The organism is Paracoccus versutus (genome assembly GCF_029909795.1).
Classification (GTDB): domain Bacteria; phylum Pseudomonadota; class Alphaproteobacteria; order Rhodobacterales; family Rhodobacteraceae; genus Paracoccus; species Paracoccus versutus.
The window spans coordinates 1001562-1018147 of record NZ_CP038196.1 but is presented as its reverse complement, the minus strand read 5'-3'; the positions used below and the strand labels follow the sequence as shown (position 1 = coordinate 1018147).

The window sequence follows — 16586 nt, the reverse complement described above, 5'->3', positions numbered from 1 at the left end:
GTGCCATGATCGGGGCGCAAAGGCATGAAGCGCGCATGATGGGGCGGATCGATGCAAGAAATGCGCATGGATGGATTCGACATCGCCATTCTCGACGCCCTGCAGCGCGACGGGGCGATGACCAATGCGGCGCTGGCCGAGCTGGTGAACCTGTCGCCCTCGCAATGCTCGCGCAGGCGTGCGGCGCTGGAAGAGGCCGGGGTGATCGAGGGCTATGCCGCCCGGCTGAACCCGCAGAAGCTGGGCTTCGGGCTGCGCGCCATCATCCGCGTGAACCTGCGCAGCCACGGCCAGGGGAAGGAGGACGATTTCGCCCGTTTCGTCGCCGCGCATCCGCAGATCCGCTCGGCCTTTTCGGTTTCGGGCGATGCCGATTACATCCTGGACGTGCGGCTGCGCGATCTGGAGGCATTCTCGGATTTCATCCATCGCCACCTGCTGCCGCAACCGCAGGTGGCCCAGGTGCGTTCCGAGATCGTGCTGAAGACGCTCAAGGACGACCGCAGCCTGGTGCTGCCCTGAAATAAGGGGGAACCGCGATGAAAGTCACCCAGCATCTCTGATTCGAACGCGACATGGAGGCGGCGGTGCGCTTTTACTGCGCGCTGATCCCCGGCTCGTCGCTGGACTGGCTCTCGACCGTTCAGGGCGACACGCCCTCGGGGCCCGAGGGCAGCGTCGGGCTGGCGGGCTTTACCCTGGGCGACCAGCGCTCCATGGCGATCGAGGCCGGGCCGCTCGACCCGTTCAACCACAGCTTCTCGATCATGGTCGAATGCGACGACCAGGCTGGGATCGACCGGCTGTGGGACGCGCTGCCGGAAGGCGGCACAGCCGAGCAATGCGGCTGGCTGCGCGACCGCTGGGGCCTGTGCTGGCAGGTCGTCCCGAAACGGCTGGGCGAGTTGATGGCGGACCCCGACCCCCAAGGTCGGTCGCCGCGTCACCGCGGCCATGCTGACGATGGTCAAGCTCGACATCGCCGCGCTGGAGGCGACGGCACGGGGCTGAGCCCTTGCCAAGACCGGCCGGCGGGTCGATAAACCGCCCTTCCCTTTCGCCGCAAGAGGCCGCCTTGTCCCAGCGCCCGATCACCACCGTTCCCGCCCTGGTCGAGGCCGGCCTGGCCGATGCCGCGCAGGCCGAGGCGCTGGACGCGGTCGCGGCCGAGTTCCGCATCCGCATCCCCGCCGCCATGCGCCAGGCCATGCGCGCGCCCGGCGACGGCGTCGCCGCGCAATTCCTGCCCGATGCGCGCGAATTGCAGATCCGCCCCGAAGAGCTGGCCGACCCCATCGGCGACGCCTGCTTCAGCCCGACCCCCGGCCTGACCCATCGCTATCCCGACCGGGTGATCCTGCATGTCACCAAGACCTGCGAGGTCTATTGCCGCTTCTGCTTTCGCCGCGAGGTGGTGGGCGAGGAAGGCAGCCTGCCCGAGCCCGACCTGGCCGCCGCGCTGGACTATGTCGCCCGCACCCCCGCGATCCGCGAGGTGATCCTGACCGGCGGCGACCCGATGGTGCTGTCGGCGCGCCGCATCTCGGCGCTGATGGCGCGGCTGGAGGCGATCGCCCATGTCGACGTCGTCCGCTTCCATACCCGCGTGCCGGTGGTCGCCCCCGGCCGCATCGACGCGGCAATGCTGGCGGCGCTGCGGCCGGCGCGGCTGGCGGTCTGGGTGGTGATCCATACCAATCACGCGCAGGAACTGACCGAGGCCGCCCGCGCCGCGCTGGCGCGGCTGGCCGATGCGGGCGTTCCGCTGTTGTCGCAGACCGTGCTGCTCCGGGGGGTGAATGCCGATCCCGACATCCTGGCCGAGCTGTTCCGGGCGCTGATCCGCAACCGGGTCAAGCCCTATTACCTGCATCATTGCGACCTGGCGCGCGGCACCGGCCATTTCCGCACCTCCATCGCCGAGGGGCAGGCGATCATGGCGGCCCTGCGCGGGCGGCTGTCGGGGACATGCCTTCCGACCTATGTGCTGGACCTGCCGGGCGGGCACGGCAAGGTGCCGCTGGGGCCGGACCATGTCCAGCCGACCGCGCCCGGCCGCTATGCGATCCGCGACTGGCGGGGGCGGCTGCACGAATATCGCGACCCGGAAGGTGCCGGCCCTGCCGATTGACCGCGGGGCGGCCGCGGCGCAAGGGAACCCGGCCGGCCTCGCGCATGTTTCCCCTGCGAACAGCCGAAGGACCGGCCCATGCGCAACCCGCTTCTTTCCCTGATCCTCTGCGCCGCGCTGATGCCCCCCGCAGCCATGGCCCAGGATTACGAGCCCCCGCTGGCCGACGAGCCGCCGCCCTCGGAGGGCCTGCCCCCGCCGGAAGAGCCCGACCCGCTGGAACGCGGGCTGGAAAACTTCATGCGCAACCTGCTGCAACAGGCCGAGCCGCATCTGGACCGGCTGGGCCGCGACCTGGGCGATACGCTGGGCGCGGTCGCGCCGGTGCTGCAGGACATCGGCAAGCTGATGGACGACGTGCGCAACTACCAGGCGCCCGAGCGGCTGGAGAACGGCGACATCCTGATCCGCCGCCGCGCGGACGCGCCGCCGCCCCCGCCGGTGGGCGATGCGCTGCGCGACATGCTGCGCCCTGCGCCCGAGGACGACCCCCGCCTGGCCCCGCCGCCGGAAGCGACGCCGCCGCTGCCCGAACGCGACCCCGAAAGCGAGATCGAGCTTTAGGGCGCGAAGCTTTCCACCCAGTCGATCAGCCGCGGCAGGCAATGCCCGTGCAGGTCATAGCCCTGCAGGATGGTCTGGCGCGCCGCCGCCTGCAGGCGCGGCGCCTCGGGGTCGCCGGCAAGGCCGCGGATCAGCGCCGATTCCAGCGCGGGCTGGTCGAAAAAGGGCACCAGCCGTCCGTTCTCGCCGTCGCGGACCAGTTCGCGCACCGGCTCGGTGTCGGAACCGACGACATAGCAGCCGGCCGCCATCGCCTCGGTCAGCGACCAGCTGAGGACGAAGGGATAGGTCAGGTAGCAATGCACCCGGCTGACCTGCAACAGCGCCAGATATTGCGGATAGGGCACCCGGCCCAGGAAATGGATGCGCCCAAGGTCCAGCCGGCCGTCGAGTTCGGCCAGCAGCTTTTCCCGCCAGTTCGGCGCGTCCTTGGGCAGGCCGCCATAGCTGGCCCCGTCGGCGCCCACCAGCACCACCTGCGCCTCGGGCCGCGCCCGCAGCACCTCGGGCAGCGCGCGCATGAAGCGGTGAAAGCCGCGATAGGGCTCCAGCGAGCGCGAGACATAGGTCAGCACCTCGTCCCCCGCCCGCAACGTGCGGCCGTCGGGCAGCGCAAGCTCGGCCGCCGGGTCGGGACGGACCTTCTGCGTGTCGATGCCGTCGTGGATCACCGTCAGCTTCCGGCGCAATTCCGGCGAAAAGGAATTCGCCTGGTATTGCGTCGGCGACAGCCCGGCATCGGCCTGCACCAGCCCCTGGATCAGATGCGCCGAGCGCGCGATGGTGCCGATGCGCCCCTCGTCGCTGCCAGGGGTGATCTCGGGGTCGAAGCCGACGTCATGGCCGCGGGTGCGATACATCAGCTCGGCATAGACCAGCAGCTTCGCCTCGGGCCAGATTTCGCGCAGAAACAGCGTCTCGCCCCATCCGCTATGGCCGAAGATCAGGTCGGGCGCATAGCCGTGCCGGTCGCGCAGGGCGCGGCAGCCGCGGGCCGCGACCCAGCCCCGCTCGGCCATCTCGCTGTAGGTCCGGCCCAGCGAGGGCGGCAGCTTCAGCTCGTCCGGCGTCTTGTAGCGCAGCACGCGGACCGGCGAGGCACGCTGGTTCTTTTCATCCGTCAGCGCCGTCACGTGATGGCCGCGCGCGGCCAGCGCCGGCGCCAGATGCAGGAACTGGCCGGGAAAATTCTGGTGAACGAACAGGATCTTCAACTTGTTACCTTAAGGTCTTCACTTGTTACCGCAAGAAATGCCGCCGCGATCAGCTGGCGGGTGTAATCGCTTTCGGGCCGTTCGAAAACGGCGTCGGTCGAGCCCTGCTCGACCACCTCGCCGGCGCGCATGACCATGATCTGGTGCGACATGGCGCGCACGACGCGCAGGTCGTGGCTGATGAACAGGAAGGCCAGGCCGTGCTTGCGCTGCAAGCGACGCAAAAGCTCGACGATCTGCACCTGAACGGTCATGTCCAGCGCGCTGGTCGGCTCGTCCAGCACCACCAGCTTGGGGTTCAGGATCATGGCGCGGGCGATGGCGATGCGCTGGCGCTGGCCGCCGCTGAACTCGTGCGGGTAACGGTGCATGGTGGCGGGGTCCAGCCCGACCTCGCGCATGATCGCATCGACCATCTCGCGGCGGTTGCGGCCCGGCTCGATGCCATGCACGCCCAGGCCCTCGGCGATGATCTGCTCGACCGTCATGCGCGGGGACAGGCTGCCATAGGGGTCCTGGAACACGATCTGCATGTCGCGGCGCAAGCCGCGCAGCGCCCGGCCCGGCACGCGGGAGATGTCGCGGCCCATGTAGAGGATCGGCCCGTCGCTGTCGATCAGCCGCATGATCGCCAGCGCCAGCGTGGTCTTGCCGGAACCGGATTCGCCGACGATGCCCAGCGTCTCGCCGGCACGGACCGAGATGGTGGCGCCGTTCACCGCCTTCACATGGCCGACGGTGCGGCGCAGGAAGCCGCGCTGGATCGGGAACCAGACCCGCAGATCCTGCGTCGCCACGACCTGCGGCGCATCGGCGGGGATGGGATCGGCCCTGCCCTTGGGCTCGGCCGCCAGCAGCATCCGGGTATATTCGTGCTGCGGATGGGCGAAGATCTGCTCGACTGGCCCCTGCTCGACGATCTCGCCGCCCTTCATCACGCAGACCCGGTCGGCGATGCGGCGCACCAGGCCCAGGTCGTGGCTGATGAACAGCATCGACAGCCCCTCGGCGGCCTTCAGCTCCGCCAGCAACTCCATGATCTGCGCCTGGATGGTCACGTCCAGCGCCGTCGTCGGCTCGTCGGCGATCAGCAGCTCCGGCCCGTTCGCCAGCGCCATGGCGATCATCACCCGCTGGCGCTGGCCGCCCGACAGCTGGTGCGGGTAATCGGCCAGCCGCGTTTCCGGGTCGCGGATGCCGACGCGGGTCAAAAGCTCGATGATCCGCGCCCGCGCCGCCGCGCCGCGCAGCCCCTGGTGCAGCGCCAGGCTTTCGGCAAGCTGCCGCTCCAGCGTGTGCAGGGGGTTCAGCGAGGTCATCGGCTCCTGGAAGATGAAGCTGATGTCGTTGCCGCGCACCCGGCGCAACTCCGCCTCGGAGGCGCCCAGCAATTCGCGCCCGCCGTAGCGGACCGAGCCCGCGACCTCGGCCGCCTCGCCCAGAAGCCGCACGGTCGACAGCGCCGTGACCGACTTGCCCGAGCCGGATTCGCCGACCAGCGCCACCGTCTCGCCCTTGCCCACGGTGAAGCTGACGCCCTTGACGGCGGGCACCAGTTGCCCGTCCTGCCGGAACCCCACCCGCAGGTCGCTGACTTCCAGAACCGGGGTCATCGGAAGGTCTTTCTTGGGTCGAAGGCGTCGCGCACGCCCTCGAAGATGAACACCAGCAAGGACAGCATGAGGGCGAAGCTGAAGAAGGCGGTGAAGCCCAGCCAGGGCGCCTGCAGGTTCTGCTTGGCCTGCAAGGCCAGCTCGCCCAGCGAGGGGGCCGAACTGGGCAGGCCGTAGCCCAGATAATCCAGCGCGGCCAGCGACGAGATGGTGCCGGTCACGACAAAGGGCAGCATGGTCAGCGTCGCCACCATGGCGTTGGGCAGGATATGGCGGAACATGATGATGCGGTCACTGACCCCAAGCGCGCGCGCGGCGCGGACATATTCGAAGTTGCGCGCGCGCAGGAACTCGGCCCGCACCACGCCGACCAGCGCCGGCCAGCCGAACAGGATCGAGACGAAAACCAGCAGCCAGAAACTTCGCCCCAGGATCGCGAACAGGATGATAATCACGTAAAGCGAAGGGGTTGAGCCCCATATCTCAAGCAATCTCTGGAACACCAGGTCGGTGCGGCCGCCGAAATAGCCCTGCACCGCCCCCGCCGCGATGCCCAGAACCGAGGCGACCACGGTCACGATCAGCGTGAACAGGATCGACAGGCGAAAGCCGTAGATCACCCGCGCCAGCACGTCGCGCGCGGTGTCGTCGGTGCCCAGCCAATGCGCCGCATCGGGCGGGCTGGGGGCGGTGCCGACATTGTTGATGCTGCGGTAGTGATAGGGGATCGGCGGCCACAGCATCCAGCCGCGCTCGACCGCCTCGCCCGCGACCTGGCCGGTTTCGCGCGCCGCGCGCTCGGTCGCCTCGGGGTCGTCCCAGCATTCGGGCCGCCCGCCGGTGCGGATCAGGCATTGCACGCCCGGATCGGTATAGATCGCCTCGGTGCCGAAATCGCCGCCGAAGGCGGTCTCGGGGTAGAAGCGATAGACCGGGAAATGCAGCTCGCCCCGATAGCTGACCAGGATCGGCTTGTCATTGGCGATCAGTTCCGCAAACAGCGAGGCCACGAACAGGATGGTAAAGACCACCAGCGACCAGAAGGCGCGCTTGTTGCGGCGGAAATTGCGCAGCCGGCGGCGGTTCAGCTCGGTCATCGCCATCAGCCGGCCCTCCGCTCGAAGTCGATGCGGGGATCGACCAGCACATACATCAGGTCCGACAGGATGCCGACCAGCAGGCCCAGCAGGCCAAAGACGTAAAGCGTGCCGAAGATCACCGGATAGTCGCGCTGCACCGCCGCCTCGAAGCCCAGCCGGCCCAGCCCGTCGAGCGAGAAGATGGTCTCGATCAGGATCGACGAGCCGAAGAACACGCCCAGGAACATGGACGGGAACCCGGCGATCACGATCAGCATGGCATTACGAAAGACATGGGCGTAAAGCACCCGGCGCTCGGTCAGGCCCTTGGCGCGGGCGGTGATGACATATTGCTTGTTGATCTCGTCCAGGAAGCTGTTCTTGGTCAGCAGCGTCAGCGTGGCGAAGCTGGAGATGGTGGTGGCCAGGACCGGCAGGGTGATGTGCCACAGGTAGTCCTTGACCTTGCCCCAAAGGCTCAGGTCGGCCCAATTGTCCGAGGTCAGCCCGCGCAAGGGAAAGATCTGCCAATAGCTGCCACCCGCGAACAGCACCATCAGCAGGACCGCGAACAGGAAGGCGGGGATGGCATAGCCCACGATGATCGCGCCCGAGGTCCAGGTGTCGAAGGGCGTGCCGTTCCTGACCGCCTTGCGGATGCCCAGCGGGATCGAGATCAGATAGGCGATCAGCGTGGACCACAGCCCCAGCGTGATCGAGACCGGCATCTTTTCCAGCACCAGGTCGATGACCGAGATCGAGCGGAAGAAGCTGGTGCCGAAATCGAAGCGGACGTAATTGCCCAGCATGACCAGGAAACGCTCGGCCGCGCCGATCTTTTCCTTGCTGCAATCGGGGGATTTCAGGTCCGGCTCGCCCTGGTGGTCGGGCGTGCAGGCGATGCGGGCAAAGCCCATCTGCACCTCGAGCTGGTCCAGCAGTTCGGGCGGGATGCCGCGGGCGCCGGCATATTCGGTGTTCTGCGGCGACTCGCCCGCCCCGCCGGTGATGTTGCGCAGCGCATCGCCCTCGCCCTGGACGCGGGCGATGATCTGCTCGATCGGGCCGCCGGGGACGAATTGCGTCAGCGTGAAGTTGACCAGCATGATGCCGATCAGCGTGGGTATGATCAGCAGCAAGCGCCGCAGGATATAGGCTGCCATCCGTCCCCTTGCTCCGCCTTGATCCGCGCCGGCCCCCTGGGCCCTAGCGCAGCGCGCCGGATTGTTTCAGCTTTGCCGCCTTATCCGCGTCATACCACCAGAAATCAAGCTCACCCAGCGCATAGGGCGGCAAGGTCTCGGGATGGGCGAAGATGTCGTAATAGGCGACGGTATGCTCGGCCTTGAACCATTGCGGCACCCAGAAGTGCTGCGCGCGCAGGCTGCGGTCCAGCGCATGGGCCACGGTGATCATCTCATCCTCGCTCTTGGCCTCGATGCCCAGCTGGATCAGCCGGTCCACGGCCGGATTGGCCATGCCCATGGCGTTGAACACGTCGCCCACGTTTTCCGAGCCAAAGGTCTGCTCGGTATCGCCGGTCAGGAAATAGCCCTGGAGCAGCTGATCGGTGACGATGTCGAAGTCGTGGCTGCGGGTCCGCGCGGTCAGCTGCGCATCGTCCACCCGCAGGTTCACCGCGTCGATGCCCACCGCGCGCAGGTTCTGCACGAAGGGGTTGATGACGCGGTCGAAGGTGGCGCTGTCGTTCAGGAACTCGACCCGCAGCACCTCGCCCTTGGCGTTGCGGCGCATGCCGTCGGCGCCCGGCTTCCAGCCCGCCTCGTCCAGAAGCTGCGCCGCGCGGCGCATGTTGCGCCGGTCGAGCTGGGTCTTGCCCGAGACGGGCTGCAGCACCGCATCCTCGGTCAGCACGCCCGGCGGCAGATCCTTGGCCAGGGGCTCGAGCAGCGCCAGCTCGGCCGGCGTGGGCTTGCCCTCGGCCATCAGCGGGCTGTTTTCCCAGGGCGAGTTCACCCGCGCGTAAAGCCCATAGAACAGCGTCTCGTTCGACCATTCGAAGTTGAACATCAGCCCGATGGCCTCGCGCACGCGGATGTCCTGGAACTTGGGCCGGCGCAGGTTGAAGACCCAGCCCTGCCCCGAGGCGATGCTGCCGTCTGGCAGCGCCTCCTTTTTCACCGCGCCGGATTGCACGGCGGGGAAATCATAGCGCGTCGCCCAGTGGATCGAGCTGGCCTCGTTGCGGAAGGTATAGACGCCGGCCTTGAACGCCTCGAAGGCGCTGTCGTAATCGCCGAAATACTCGACGCGGATGCGGTCGAAATTGTGCCGGCCGATGTTGATCGGCAGATCCTTGCCCCAATAGTCGGGATTGCGCCGCAGGGTGATCGAGCGGCCCGCATCGGCCCGATCGAACATGTAAGGCCCCGAGCCGACGAAGGGGATGTTGCTCGACTGCTCGATGTCGCGCTTGTTCTTGCGGAAATCCTCGCGCGAGAAGACGATCTGGCCGCCCACCGACTGGATCACGTCGCGGCGCGGATAATCCGGCCGGAAGATAAACTTGATGGTGCGGTCGTCGATCACCTCGGCCTTGGCAACGATCTTGGAAATGATCGTGCGGTACGAGGACAGGCCCTTGTCGCGCAGGAGTTCAAAGGAAAACAGCACGTCATGCGCGGTCAGCGGCGTGCCGTCCGAGAATTTCGCCTCGGGGCGCAGGTGGAAGATCACCCAGTCGCGGCTTTCGGGATATTCGATGGTCTCGCAGAGCAGGCAATAGGCGGTGCCGATCTCGTCGGCGACGCTTTCCATCAGCGGCTCCAGCATGGCGTTGGAAAGCAGGGCCGCGCGGCCGCGGTGGGTATAGGGGTTGTAGCTGTCGAACCCGCCGCTGAACCATTCCGAAATCTCGCCGCCCTTGGGCGCATCGGGGTTCACATAGCGCAGATGCGGGAAATCCGCGGGCAGCTCGGGCTCGCCGAAGACCGAGATGCCATGGGACACGATGGTCCGGGGTTCCTGCTGCTCCTGCGCCAGGGCCCAGCCGGGCAGAAGCGCCATGAATGCAACCATCGGGGCATGTCGCAGGAAACGCATCGTCATCGGGTCTTGTCGATCCTTGTTCTGGTCTTGCTCGGGCGGCGGCGGGCCGCCGGCGGCAAGGCTAGCAGCCCACGGGCCCGGTTCAACATGCAAATGCGTGATCCGCCGCGCGGGGGCCTTGCCGCGGCAACGAAAAAGGGCGCCCCAAGGGACGCCCCATGCCTGCCGGGTGGGCCGGGCGGCTTACTGCTGGCCTTGCAGATAGGCGATCAGGTTGGCGCGATCCTCGACCTTGGGCAGGCCGGCGAAGGACATCTTGGTGCCCTTGACCACGGCCTTGGGGTTGGCGAGGAACTCTTGCAGCGCCTCGGGCGTCCAGTCGCCGCCATGCGCCTTCATCGGCTCGGAATAGTTGAAGCCGCCGACGCTGGCCACCGCGCGGCCCATGACGCCGTTCAGATGCGGGCCGACGCCGTCGTTGCCGTCCAGCTTGTGGCAGGCCTTGCACTTGCCAAACACTTTTTCGCCCGCGGCGGCATCGGCCGAGGCCAGCACGGTGGCGAAATCAGGCCCCTCCTCGGCAGCCTCGTCATCGGCGCCGCCGGCATCCTCGACCGGGATGGTATAGGCCTGGGCATGTTCCTCGCCCTCGGCGCCGTGGCCCGAGACGCCGACATGAAAGATGCCCGATGCCGCCCAGCTCATCAACAGCAGGAACAGAAGCGAGCCGATCAGCGCACCGGCTGCCTTGGTGACGGTCATGGTATCGAACATGTCTGCGGATCCCCTGGGCTGTCCGTGGATTTGGCCGTATCTACCCGCTTTTGTTCCACCGGTTCAAGGTGTAGTTGTCGCTGGCAAAGCACAAAACCGACCACGAGGCCGGCCCGCCACGGGGGCATGGCCCAGGCCGCCACCCCAAGCCAAGGTGTGATCCATGACCGACGCCCCCACCCAGAACGTGATCGCATTCCAGGGCGAGCCCGGCGCCTACAGCCACCAGGCCTGCCGCTTCTATCGCCCGCAGATGGAGGCGCTGCCCTGCCGCACCTTCGAGGACACGATCGAGGCGGTGCGCGGCGGCAAGGCCGAACTGGCGATGCTGCCGGTCGAGAACTCGACCTATGGCCGGGTCGCCGACATCCACCACCTGCTGCCCGAAACCGGGCTGCACATCATCGACGAGGGCTTCGTGCGGGTGCGCATCAGCCTGCTGGCCGTGCCCGGCACCAAGCTGTCGCAGGTCAGCGACGCGATGAGCCACCCGGTGCTGCTGGGCCAGTGCCGCGGCTTCCTGCGCCGCCACGCCATCCGCGGCATGGTCGGCGCCGACACCGCCGGCTCGGCGCTCGAGGTCGCGCGGCGGGGCGAGCCGTCGCTTGCCGCGCTGGCCGCGCCCCTGGCGGGCGAGATCTACGGGCTCGAGGAGCTCGCCTCGGGGATCGAGGACCGGCAGAACAACACCACCCGCTTCCTGGTCATGGCGCGCCAGCCCGATTTCAGCCGCCGCACCAATGCCCAGGGCGGCACGACGATGATGACCAGCTTCGTGTTCCGGGTGCGCAACATCCCGGCCGCGCTCTACAAGGCGCTTGGCGGCTTTGCCACCAACGGCGTCAACATGACCAAGCTGGAAAGCTACATGGTGGACGGCGTCTTCACCGCCACGCAATTCTATGCAGACATCGAGGGCCACCCCGAGGATCCGCATGTCGCCCGCGCGCTGGAAGAGCTGGACTATTTCACCTCCAGCCTGAACATCCTGGGCGTCTATCCCGCCGATCCGCTGCGCGCCGCGCAATCGCAGGCGGCGGCCGCCGCCCGATAGGCGGGCCGGCCGTCAGGCAGCCTGCGCGCCCGCGGCCAGGTCGGCGATGAACTCGCCGATCCGCCGGGCGAACTTGCGATCCAGCTGCGCCTTGCCCAGCTTGGCGGTCTGCAGCATCAGCCGCGCCTTCATGCTGCGCGGGCGCGCCTCGGTCTCGAAGATCAGCCGCGATTTCGTCCGGGTCAGCGCGACCACGGTCATGCGGATGACCAGGTCAAGCTGGTCGGAGGTGGCGTTGATGACCATCGCCTCGGGCGCGTCCAGCCGCGCCACCTCGGCCGTCACTTCGCGATGGCGCCCGCGCCAGTCGAAGCCGATCAGCCAGCGCATCCCGACCCCAGGGGCGGCCAGGTCGTCCAGACGGCGCACCGTGGCGCCGCGCCGCACCAGCATCCGCTCAATGGCGTGAAAATTTCTGGCCGCACGGAACAAGGCCTCCGCGGCCAGATCGACGTCCCTTCGGGTCGAAAACTTCATGGCTGATCCAGTCAAATCAAAGAAACAACGCGCCGCCGCGGTTCATCCCATGTTGCGCCGGGGCATGCAAGCCGCCGCCTGCGAGCGCTGATCAGCCGCAGGCGTGAAATGCAATCTACAGTTGCATTATGAGCGAATAGTCTGCATTCATGCGGCATGACTTGCATAGGCCCCATCACCAAGCCGCATTTTGGCGCCAAGTCCATGGCAGTTCGCGTCTTGGCGACGACCGACCTGCACATGCATATGCTGGGTTATGACTATTTCGCCGATCGCCCCTCGGGGCGGCTGGGGCTGTCGCGGGCGGCGGCGCTGATCGCCCGCGCACGCCAGACGGCGCGCAATTGCCTGCTGTTCGACAATGGCGACGGGCTGCAGGGCAGCCCGATGGGCGACTACCTGGCCGAGATGGACGACATCGGCACCCGCCAGCCGCATCCGGCCATCGCGGCAATGAACGCGCTTGGCTATGACGCGGCGACCATCGGCAATCATGACTTCAGCTTCGGCCTGGGCTTTCTGCGCCGCACACTCGAGGGCGCCGAGTTTCCCGTCGTCTCGACCAACCTGCGCCCGCTGCGCCCGCTGCCGGTGCAGACCCATGTCCTGCTGACGCGGCAGTTCCGCGACGACCAGGGCCGGCCGCATGCGCTGCGCATCGGCGTGCTGGGCTTTCTGCCGCCGCAGACCGTGGAATGGGAACACGGGCTGAAAGCCGAGATCGCGGTCCAGGACATCCTGCTGGCCGCCCGCACCGGCATCGCGGCCCTGCGCGAACAGGGCGCGGACCTGATCGTGGCGCTGGCCCATAGCGGCATCGGCGCGCTCTCCCCGGCGCCGATGATGGAGAACGCGGCCACCGCGCTGGCCGCCCTGCCCGGCATCGACGTGGTGATCGCGGGCCATACGCATCGGGTGTTTCCCTCGGCCGACCATCCGCAGGGGCCGGGAATCGACGCCCGCCGCGGCACGCTGGCCGGCAAGCCCGCGGTCATGCCCGGCTTCTGGGGCTCGCATCTGGGGGTGATCGACCTGCGGCTGGAACCCCTGGCCCAGGGCTGGCGCATCGCCGACTTCACCTGCCGCGCCGAGCCGGTCGGCGCCGAAGAGGACCATCCCGCCGTCACCGGCCCCGCCCTTTCCGCCCATCGCCAGACCCTGCGGCATTTCAGCCGCCGCATCGGCCGCACCGAACGGCCGCTGAGCAGCTATTTCTCGCTGATCGGCGAGGATCCCGGCCTGCGGTTGGTGGCCATGGCGCAGCGCTGGCACGTGCGGCGCGCCCTGCGCGGCACGCGCTGGCAGGACCTGCCGATCCTGTCGGCGGTTGCGCCGTTTCGCGCCGGCGGCCGCGGCGGGCCGCAGCATTACACCGACGTCCCGGCCGGGCGGCTGACGCTGCGCAACATCGCCGATCTCTACCTGTTCCCGAACCGGATCTGCGCCATCCGCCTGACCGGGGCCGAGCTGCGCGAATGGCTGGAGCGCTCGGCCAGCATGTTCCTGCGCATCGAGCCGGGCAAGCCGGACCAGCCGCTGATCGACCCCGAGTTTCCCAGCTACAATTTCGACATCATCGACGGGCTGGGCTGGCAGATCGACCTGAGCCGCCCGCCGCGCTACGCGCCCGACGGACGGCTGGCCCATCCCGATTCGCACCGCATCTGCGCGCTGACCCACCGCATGCGCCCGGTCGCGCCGGACCAGCCCTTCATCCTGGTGACGAACAGCTACCGGCTGTCGGACAGCGGGCTCTTCGCCTCGGTGGCGGCGGGGCGACCGGTGCTGCTGGACGGCTCCTCCCCCACCCGCGAGGTGCTGCGCCGCTATGTGGCGCAGCGCCGGGTGCTGGCCCCCAATCCCCGCGCGGGCTGGAGCTTTCGCCCCCTGCCCGGCACGTCGGTCCTGTTCAAGACCGGGCCGGCCGCCGCGGGGCACCTGGACGGGCTTTCCACGCCGGTCGAGCCGGCCGGAATCGCCCCCGACGGCTTCCTGCGCCTGCGCCTGCATCTGTAAGCGGCCAAGCCGCTTGCATCCCGCCGCGCGCGCGCCTATCTAGGCGGCGAGAGGTTGGCGCGGGCAGGCGCCTCGCCAACCCGGTCAGGTCCGGAAGGAAGCAGCCGTAACGAGCCCCGCTTGGGTCGCTGTCCAGCCTCTCACCCAGCTTCCCGCGGATCGCCAAGGCCCCCTGCCCGGATGCGGCCGGACAGGGCCCAAGCTATCTGCGGCCGAAAAGCTGGGACAGGTCGTAGGAATCGCGCTCGCCGATATTGCCGGCATCCTTCTCCAGGAATCGCTCGGCCGCCTCGACCCCCGCATCATGCATGCGCTGCAACAGGCCGGGATTCGGCAGCAGCTTGGTCCGGGCGCTCAGCGAATTCATCAGATCCTCGTCCATGATCGCATGCAGCAGCACGTTCTTCATCGGCCGGCCGGTCAGCCGCTCCTCGGCATGCAGCCGCTTGACGAAATTGATCGCGCGCAGTTCGGCCAGGAGCGCCGCGTTGAAGCTGATCTCGTTCACCCGGTCCTGGATCGCGGCCGGGGTCTTGGGGATCGCCTCGCGCAGCATCGGGTTGATGTTGACGATGACGATGTCGCGGGGCAGGTCCGGGCGATACAGCGGGAACAGCGCCGGATTGCCGGAATAGCCGCCGTCCCAATAGGCCTCGCGCCGGCCGGTCAGCGGGTCGTCGATCTCGACGGCGCGGAACAGCTCGGGCAGGCAGGCCGAGGCCAGCACCGTATCGACCGTCACCTCGGCCCCGCCAAAGATCCGCACCAGCCCGGTGCGCACATTGGTCGCGGTGACGAAAAGCACCGGCCCCTCCTCGCGGCCCAGCCGGGGATGCGGCATCTCGCGCAGGATGGCGGCCAGCGGGTTGGTATAGAACGGCCCCGAATCATAGGGGCTGAACACCCGCGTCAGCGATCCCAGCCAGGCCACGGGGGAAAACAGTTCGGTCAGCCGCTGCCAGGCGCGCGGCACCGGGAACATGGAATGCAGCCAGCGCACCACGGAATTGTCGCTGACCTGCCCGACCTGCGACCAGATATGCGCCAGGTTCTGCCGCGCCGCCTCGCGCCCGCGCCGGCCCGGCCCGCAGGACAGGCCGGCCGCCAGCGCCGCCCCGTTGAGCGCCCCGGCCGAGGTGCCGCTGATGCCGCGAATCTCGATGTCCGGCTCGTCCAGCAGCCGGTCCAGCACCCCCCAGGCAAAGGCGCCATGCGCGCCGCCGCCCTGCAAGGCCAGGTTGATCCGCTTGACCGCCATGCCGCCCCCGTCCGCTGCCATCCGCGTCACAGGCTAACCCGGCACCGCGCGACACAAAACCCCGGAACCCACGCCCGGCCTGCACGCTTCTTCGTTCCTCAAATACCCATGCCGCCGTGCCAACGTCGCCCATGCATGGGTATTTGAGGAACAGAGAAAACACTCGCGCAATGCCCCGCGCCCGCGCCGCGCCTGCTTCACCGTTTTCCAGATGCTCGCGCGACCGCGCCACGGGCGCGGCGGATCAGTCCTCGGCCTGCGCCTCGGCCCGCGACTTGCCGGCCACGTCCAGCGCCAGCGTCGCGGCCATGAAGGCGTCCAGGTCGCCGTCCAGCACCCCTTGCGTATCCGAGGTCTCGTGCCCGGTGCGCAGATCCTTCACCATCTGGTAGGGATGCAGCACATAGGAGCGGATCTGGTTGCCCCAGCCGGCATCGCCCTTGGCCTCGTGCTGAGCGTTGATCGCGGCGTTGCGCTTGTCCAGCTCCAGCTGATAAAGCCGCGCCTTCAGCGCCGCCATGGCGTTGGCGCGGTTCTGGTGCTGCGATTTCTCCGAGCTGGTCACGACGATTCCCGTCGGCAGGTGGGTGATGCGCACCGCCGAATCGGTGGTGTTGACATGCTGCCCGCCGGCGCCCGACGAGCGGTAGGTGTCGATCCTGATCTCGTTGTCGGGGATGGTGATCTCGATATTGTCATCCACCACCGGATAGACCCAGACCGAGGAAAACGAGGTATGCCGCCGCGCCGCCGAATCATAGGGCGAGATGCGCACCAGTCGATGCACGCCCGATTCCGACTTCAGCCAGCCATAGGCGTTCGGCCCGGAAATCTTGTAGGCGGCGGAACGGATCCCCGCCTCTTCGCCCGGCGTTTCGGACAGAAGCTCGACATTGTAGCCTTTCTTCTCGGCCCAGCGGACATACATCCGCGCGAGCATGCTGGCCCAGTCGGCGCTTTCCGTGCCGCCGGCCCCGGCATTGATCTCGAGGAAGGTGTCGTTGCCGTCGGCCTCGCCGTTCAGAAGCGCCTCCAGCTCCTTCTGCGCGGCCAGTTCCGCCAGGGATTTCAGCGCGCCCTCGGCATCGGCGACGATCTCGGCATCGCCCTCGGCCTCGCCCAGCTCGATCAGCTCGGCATTGTCCTTGAGCTCGGTGTCGATGCGGCGATAGGTCTCGACCGCATCCGACAGCATCTGCCGGTCGCGCATCAGCTTCTGGGCGCGGGCCGGGTCGGACCAGATGTCGCCGGCCTCGATCATGGCGTTCAGCTCTTCCAGCCGGTGCGGCGCGGTTTCCCAGTCCATGCGCTGGCCGAGCAGTTTCAGCGATTTGCGGATCGCCTCGATGGTGGCTTGGGTTTCGGCGCGCATGGGCACTCTCTGGGTTCGGATTTCG

The 16586-nt window shown here is 68.0% G+C and carries 14 protein-coding genes, 1 other RNA gene and 1 pseudogene; 7 read left to right on the top strand and 9 right to left on the bottom strand.

The window, feature by feature from the left end; all coding sequences use genetic code 11:
* Positions 1-51 precede the first annotated feature (51 nt).
* From E3U25_RS04975 to E3U25_RS04960, 4 genes and pseudogenes are all read left to right on the top strand, one after another.
* Positions 52-522: an Lrp/AsnC family transcriptional regulator gene (locus E3U25_RS04975; protein WP_036749696.1), complete on the top strand. Its 471-nt coding sequence runs from the start codon at positions 52-54 to the stop codon at positions 520-522.
* Between the two features lie 53 nt (positions 523-575).
* Positions 576-1011 (top strand): annotated as a pseudogene (locus tag E3U25_RS04970) (VOC family protein).
* A 64-nt stretch (positions 1012-1075) separates the two neighbouring features.
* Entirely contained in the window at positions 1076-2131 is a 1056-nt protein-coding gene (locus E3U25_RS04965) for a lysine-2,3-aminomutase-like protein (protein WP_116221045.1), read from the top strand.
* Between the two features lie 78 nt (positions 2132-2209).
* Positions 2210-2695, top strand: coding sequence for a hypothetical protein (locus E3U25_RS04960; protein WP_114534950.1), 486 nt, complete (start codon positions 2210-2212; stop codon positions 2693-2695).
* Here E3U25_RS04960 and E3U25_RS04955 read toward each other — a convergent pair.
* The 6 genes from E3U25_RS04955 to E3U25_RS04930 all read right to left on the bottom strand — a co-directional run bounded on the left by E3U25_RS04955 (position 2692) and on the right by E3U25_RS04930 (position 10384).
* Positions 2692-3909, bottom strand: a complete 1218-nt coding sequence (locus E3U25_RS04955) for a glycosyltransferase (protein WP_116221046.1) — start codon at positions 3907-3909, stop codon at positions 2692-2694. The genes E3U25_RS04960 and E3U25_RS04955 overlap by 4 nt on opposite strands.
* On the bottom strand, positions 3906-5522 hold the full coding sequence (locus tag E3U25_RS04950) for an ABC transporter ATP-binding protein (RefSeq protein WP_036749682.1): 1617 nt from the start codon (positions 5520-5522) through the stop codon (positions 3906-3908). The genes E3U25_RS04955 and E3U25_RS04950 overlap by 4 nt, the downstream gene beginning before the upstream one ends.
* Entirely contained in the window at positions 5519-6625 is a 1107-nt protein-coding gene (locus E3U25_RS04945) for an ABC transporter permease (RefSeq protein WP_116221047.1), read from the bottom strand. The genes E3U25_RS04950 and E3U25_RS04945 overlap by 4 nt, the downstream gene beginning before the upstream one ends.
* Positions 6625-7764 (bottom strand): microcin C ABC transporter permease YejB, encoded by a 1140-nt coding sequence (locus tag E3U25_RS04940; RefSeq protein ID WP_036749676.1) that lies wholly within the window; start codon positions 7762-7764, stop codon positions 6625-6627. Before E3U25_RS04940 ends, E3U25_RS04945 begins: the two co-directional genes overlap by 1 nt.
* 43 nt (positions 7765-7807) lie before the next feature.
* Entirely contained in the window at positions 7808-9670 is a 1863-nt protein-coding gene (locus tag E3U25_RS04935; RefSeq protein WP_116221048.1) for an extracellular solute-binding protein, read from the bottom strand.
* A 183-nt stretch (positions 9671-9853) separates the two neighbouring features.
* Positions 9854-10384, bottom strand: a complete 531-nt coding sequence (locus E3U25_RS04930) for a c-type cytochrome (RefSeq protein WP_072460733.1) — start codon at positions 10382-10384, stop codon at positions 9854-9856.
* Between the two features lie 163 nt (positions 10385-10547).
* Here E3U25_RS04930 and E3U25_RS04925 point away from each other — a divergent pair, with 163 nt between their 5' ends.
* The gene (locus E3U25_RS04925; protein WP_036749667.1) at positions 10548-11438 is read left to right on the top strand and encodes a prephenate dehydratase; all 891 of its coding nucleotides are present in this window, start codon (positions 10548-10550) and stop codon (positions 11436-11438) included.
* A 12-nt stretch (positions 11439-11450) separates the two neighbouring features.
* Here E3U25_RS04925 and E3U25_RS04920 read toward each other — a convergent pair whose 3' ends face one another.
* Positions 11451-11915 (bottom strand): hypothetical protein, encoded by a 465-nt coding sequence (locus E3U25_RS04920; RefSeq protein ID WP_116221049.1) that lies wholly within the window; start codon positions 11913-11915, stop codon positions 11451-11453.
* Positions 11916-12119: 204 nt separating this feature from the next.
* On the opposite strand from E3U25_RS04920, the gene E3U25_RS04915 reads away from it, so the two are divergent.
* Positions 12120-13931, top strand: coding sequence for a bifunctional 2',3'-cyclic-nucleotide 2'-phosphodiesterase/3'-nucleotidase (locus tag E3U25_RS04915; protein ID WP_244294948.1), 1812 nt, complete (start codon positions 12120-12122; stop codon positions 13929-13931).
* A gap of 48 nt (positions 13932-13979) precedes the next feature.
* Positions 13980-14076: signal recognition particle sRNA small type (ffs, locus tag E3U25_RS04910), an RNA gene on the top strand.
* A gap of 57 nt (positions 14077-14133) precedes the next feature.
* Here the strand turns inward: ffs and E3U25_RS04905 are convergent.
* Together E3U25_RS04905 and prfB are read right to left on the bottom strand one after the other, a co-directional pair.
* Positions 14134-15189, bottom strand: a complete 1056-nt coding sequence (locus E3U25_RS04905) for a patatin-like phospholipase family protein (protein ID WP_036749771.1) — start codon at positions 15187-15189, stop codon at positions 14134-14136.
* Between the two features lie 244 nt (positions 15190-15433).
* Positions 15434-16561, bottom strand: coding sequence for a peptide chain release factor 2 (gene prfB, locus E3U25_RS04900; RefSeq protein WP_024845198.1), 1128 nt, complete (start codon positions 16559-16561; stop codon positions 15434-15436).
* Between the last annotated feature and the right edge of the window lie 25 nt (positions 16562-16586).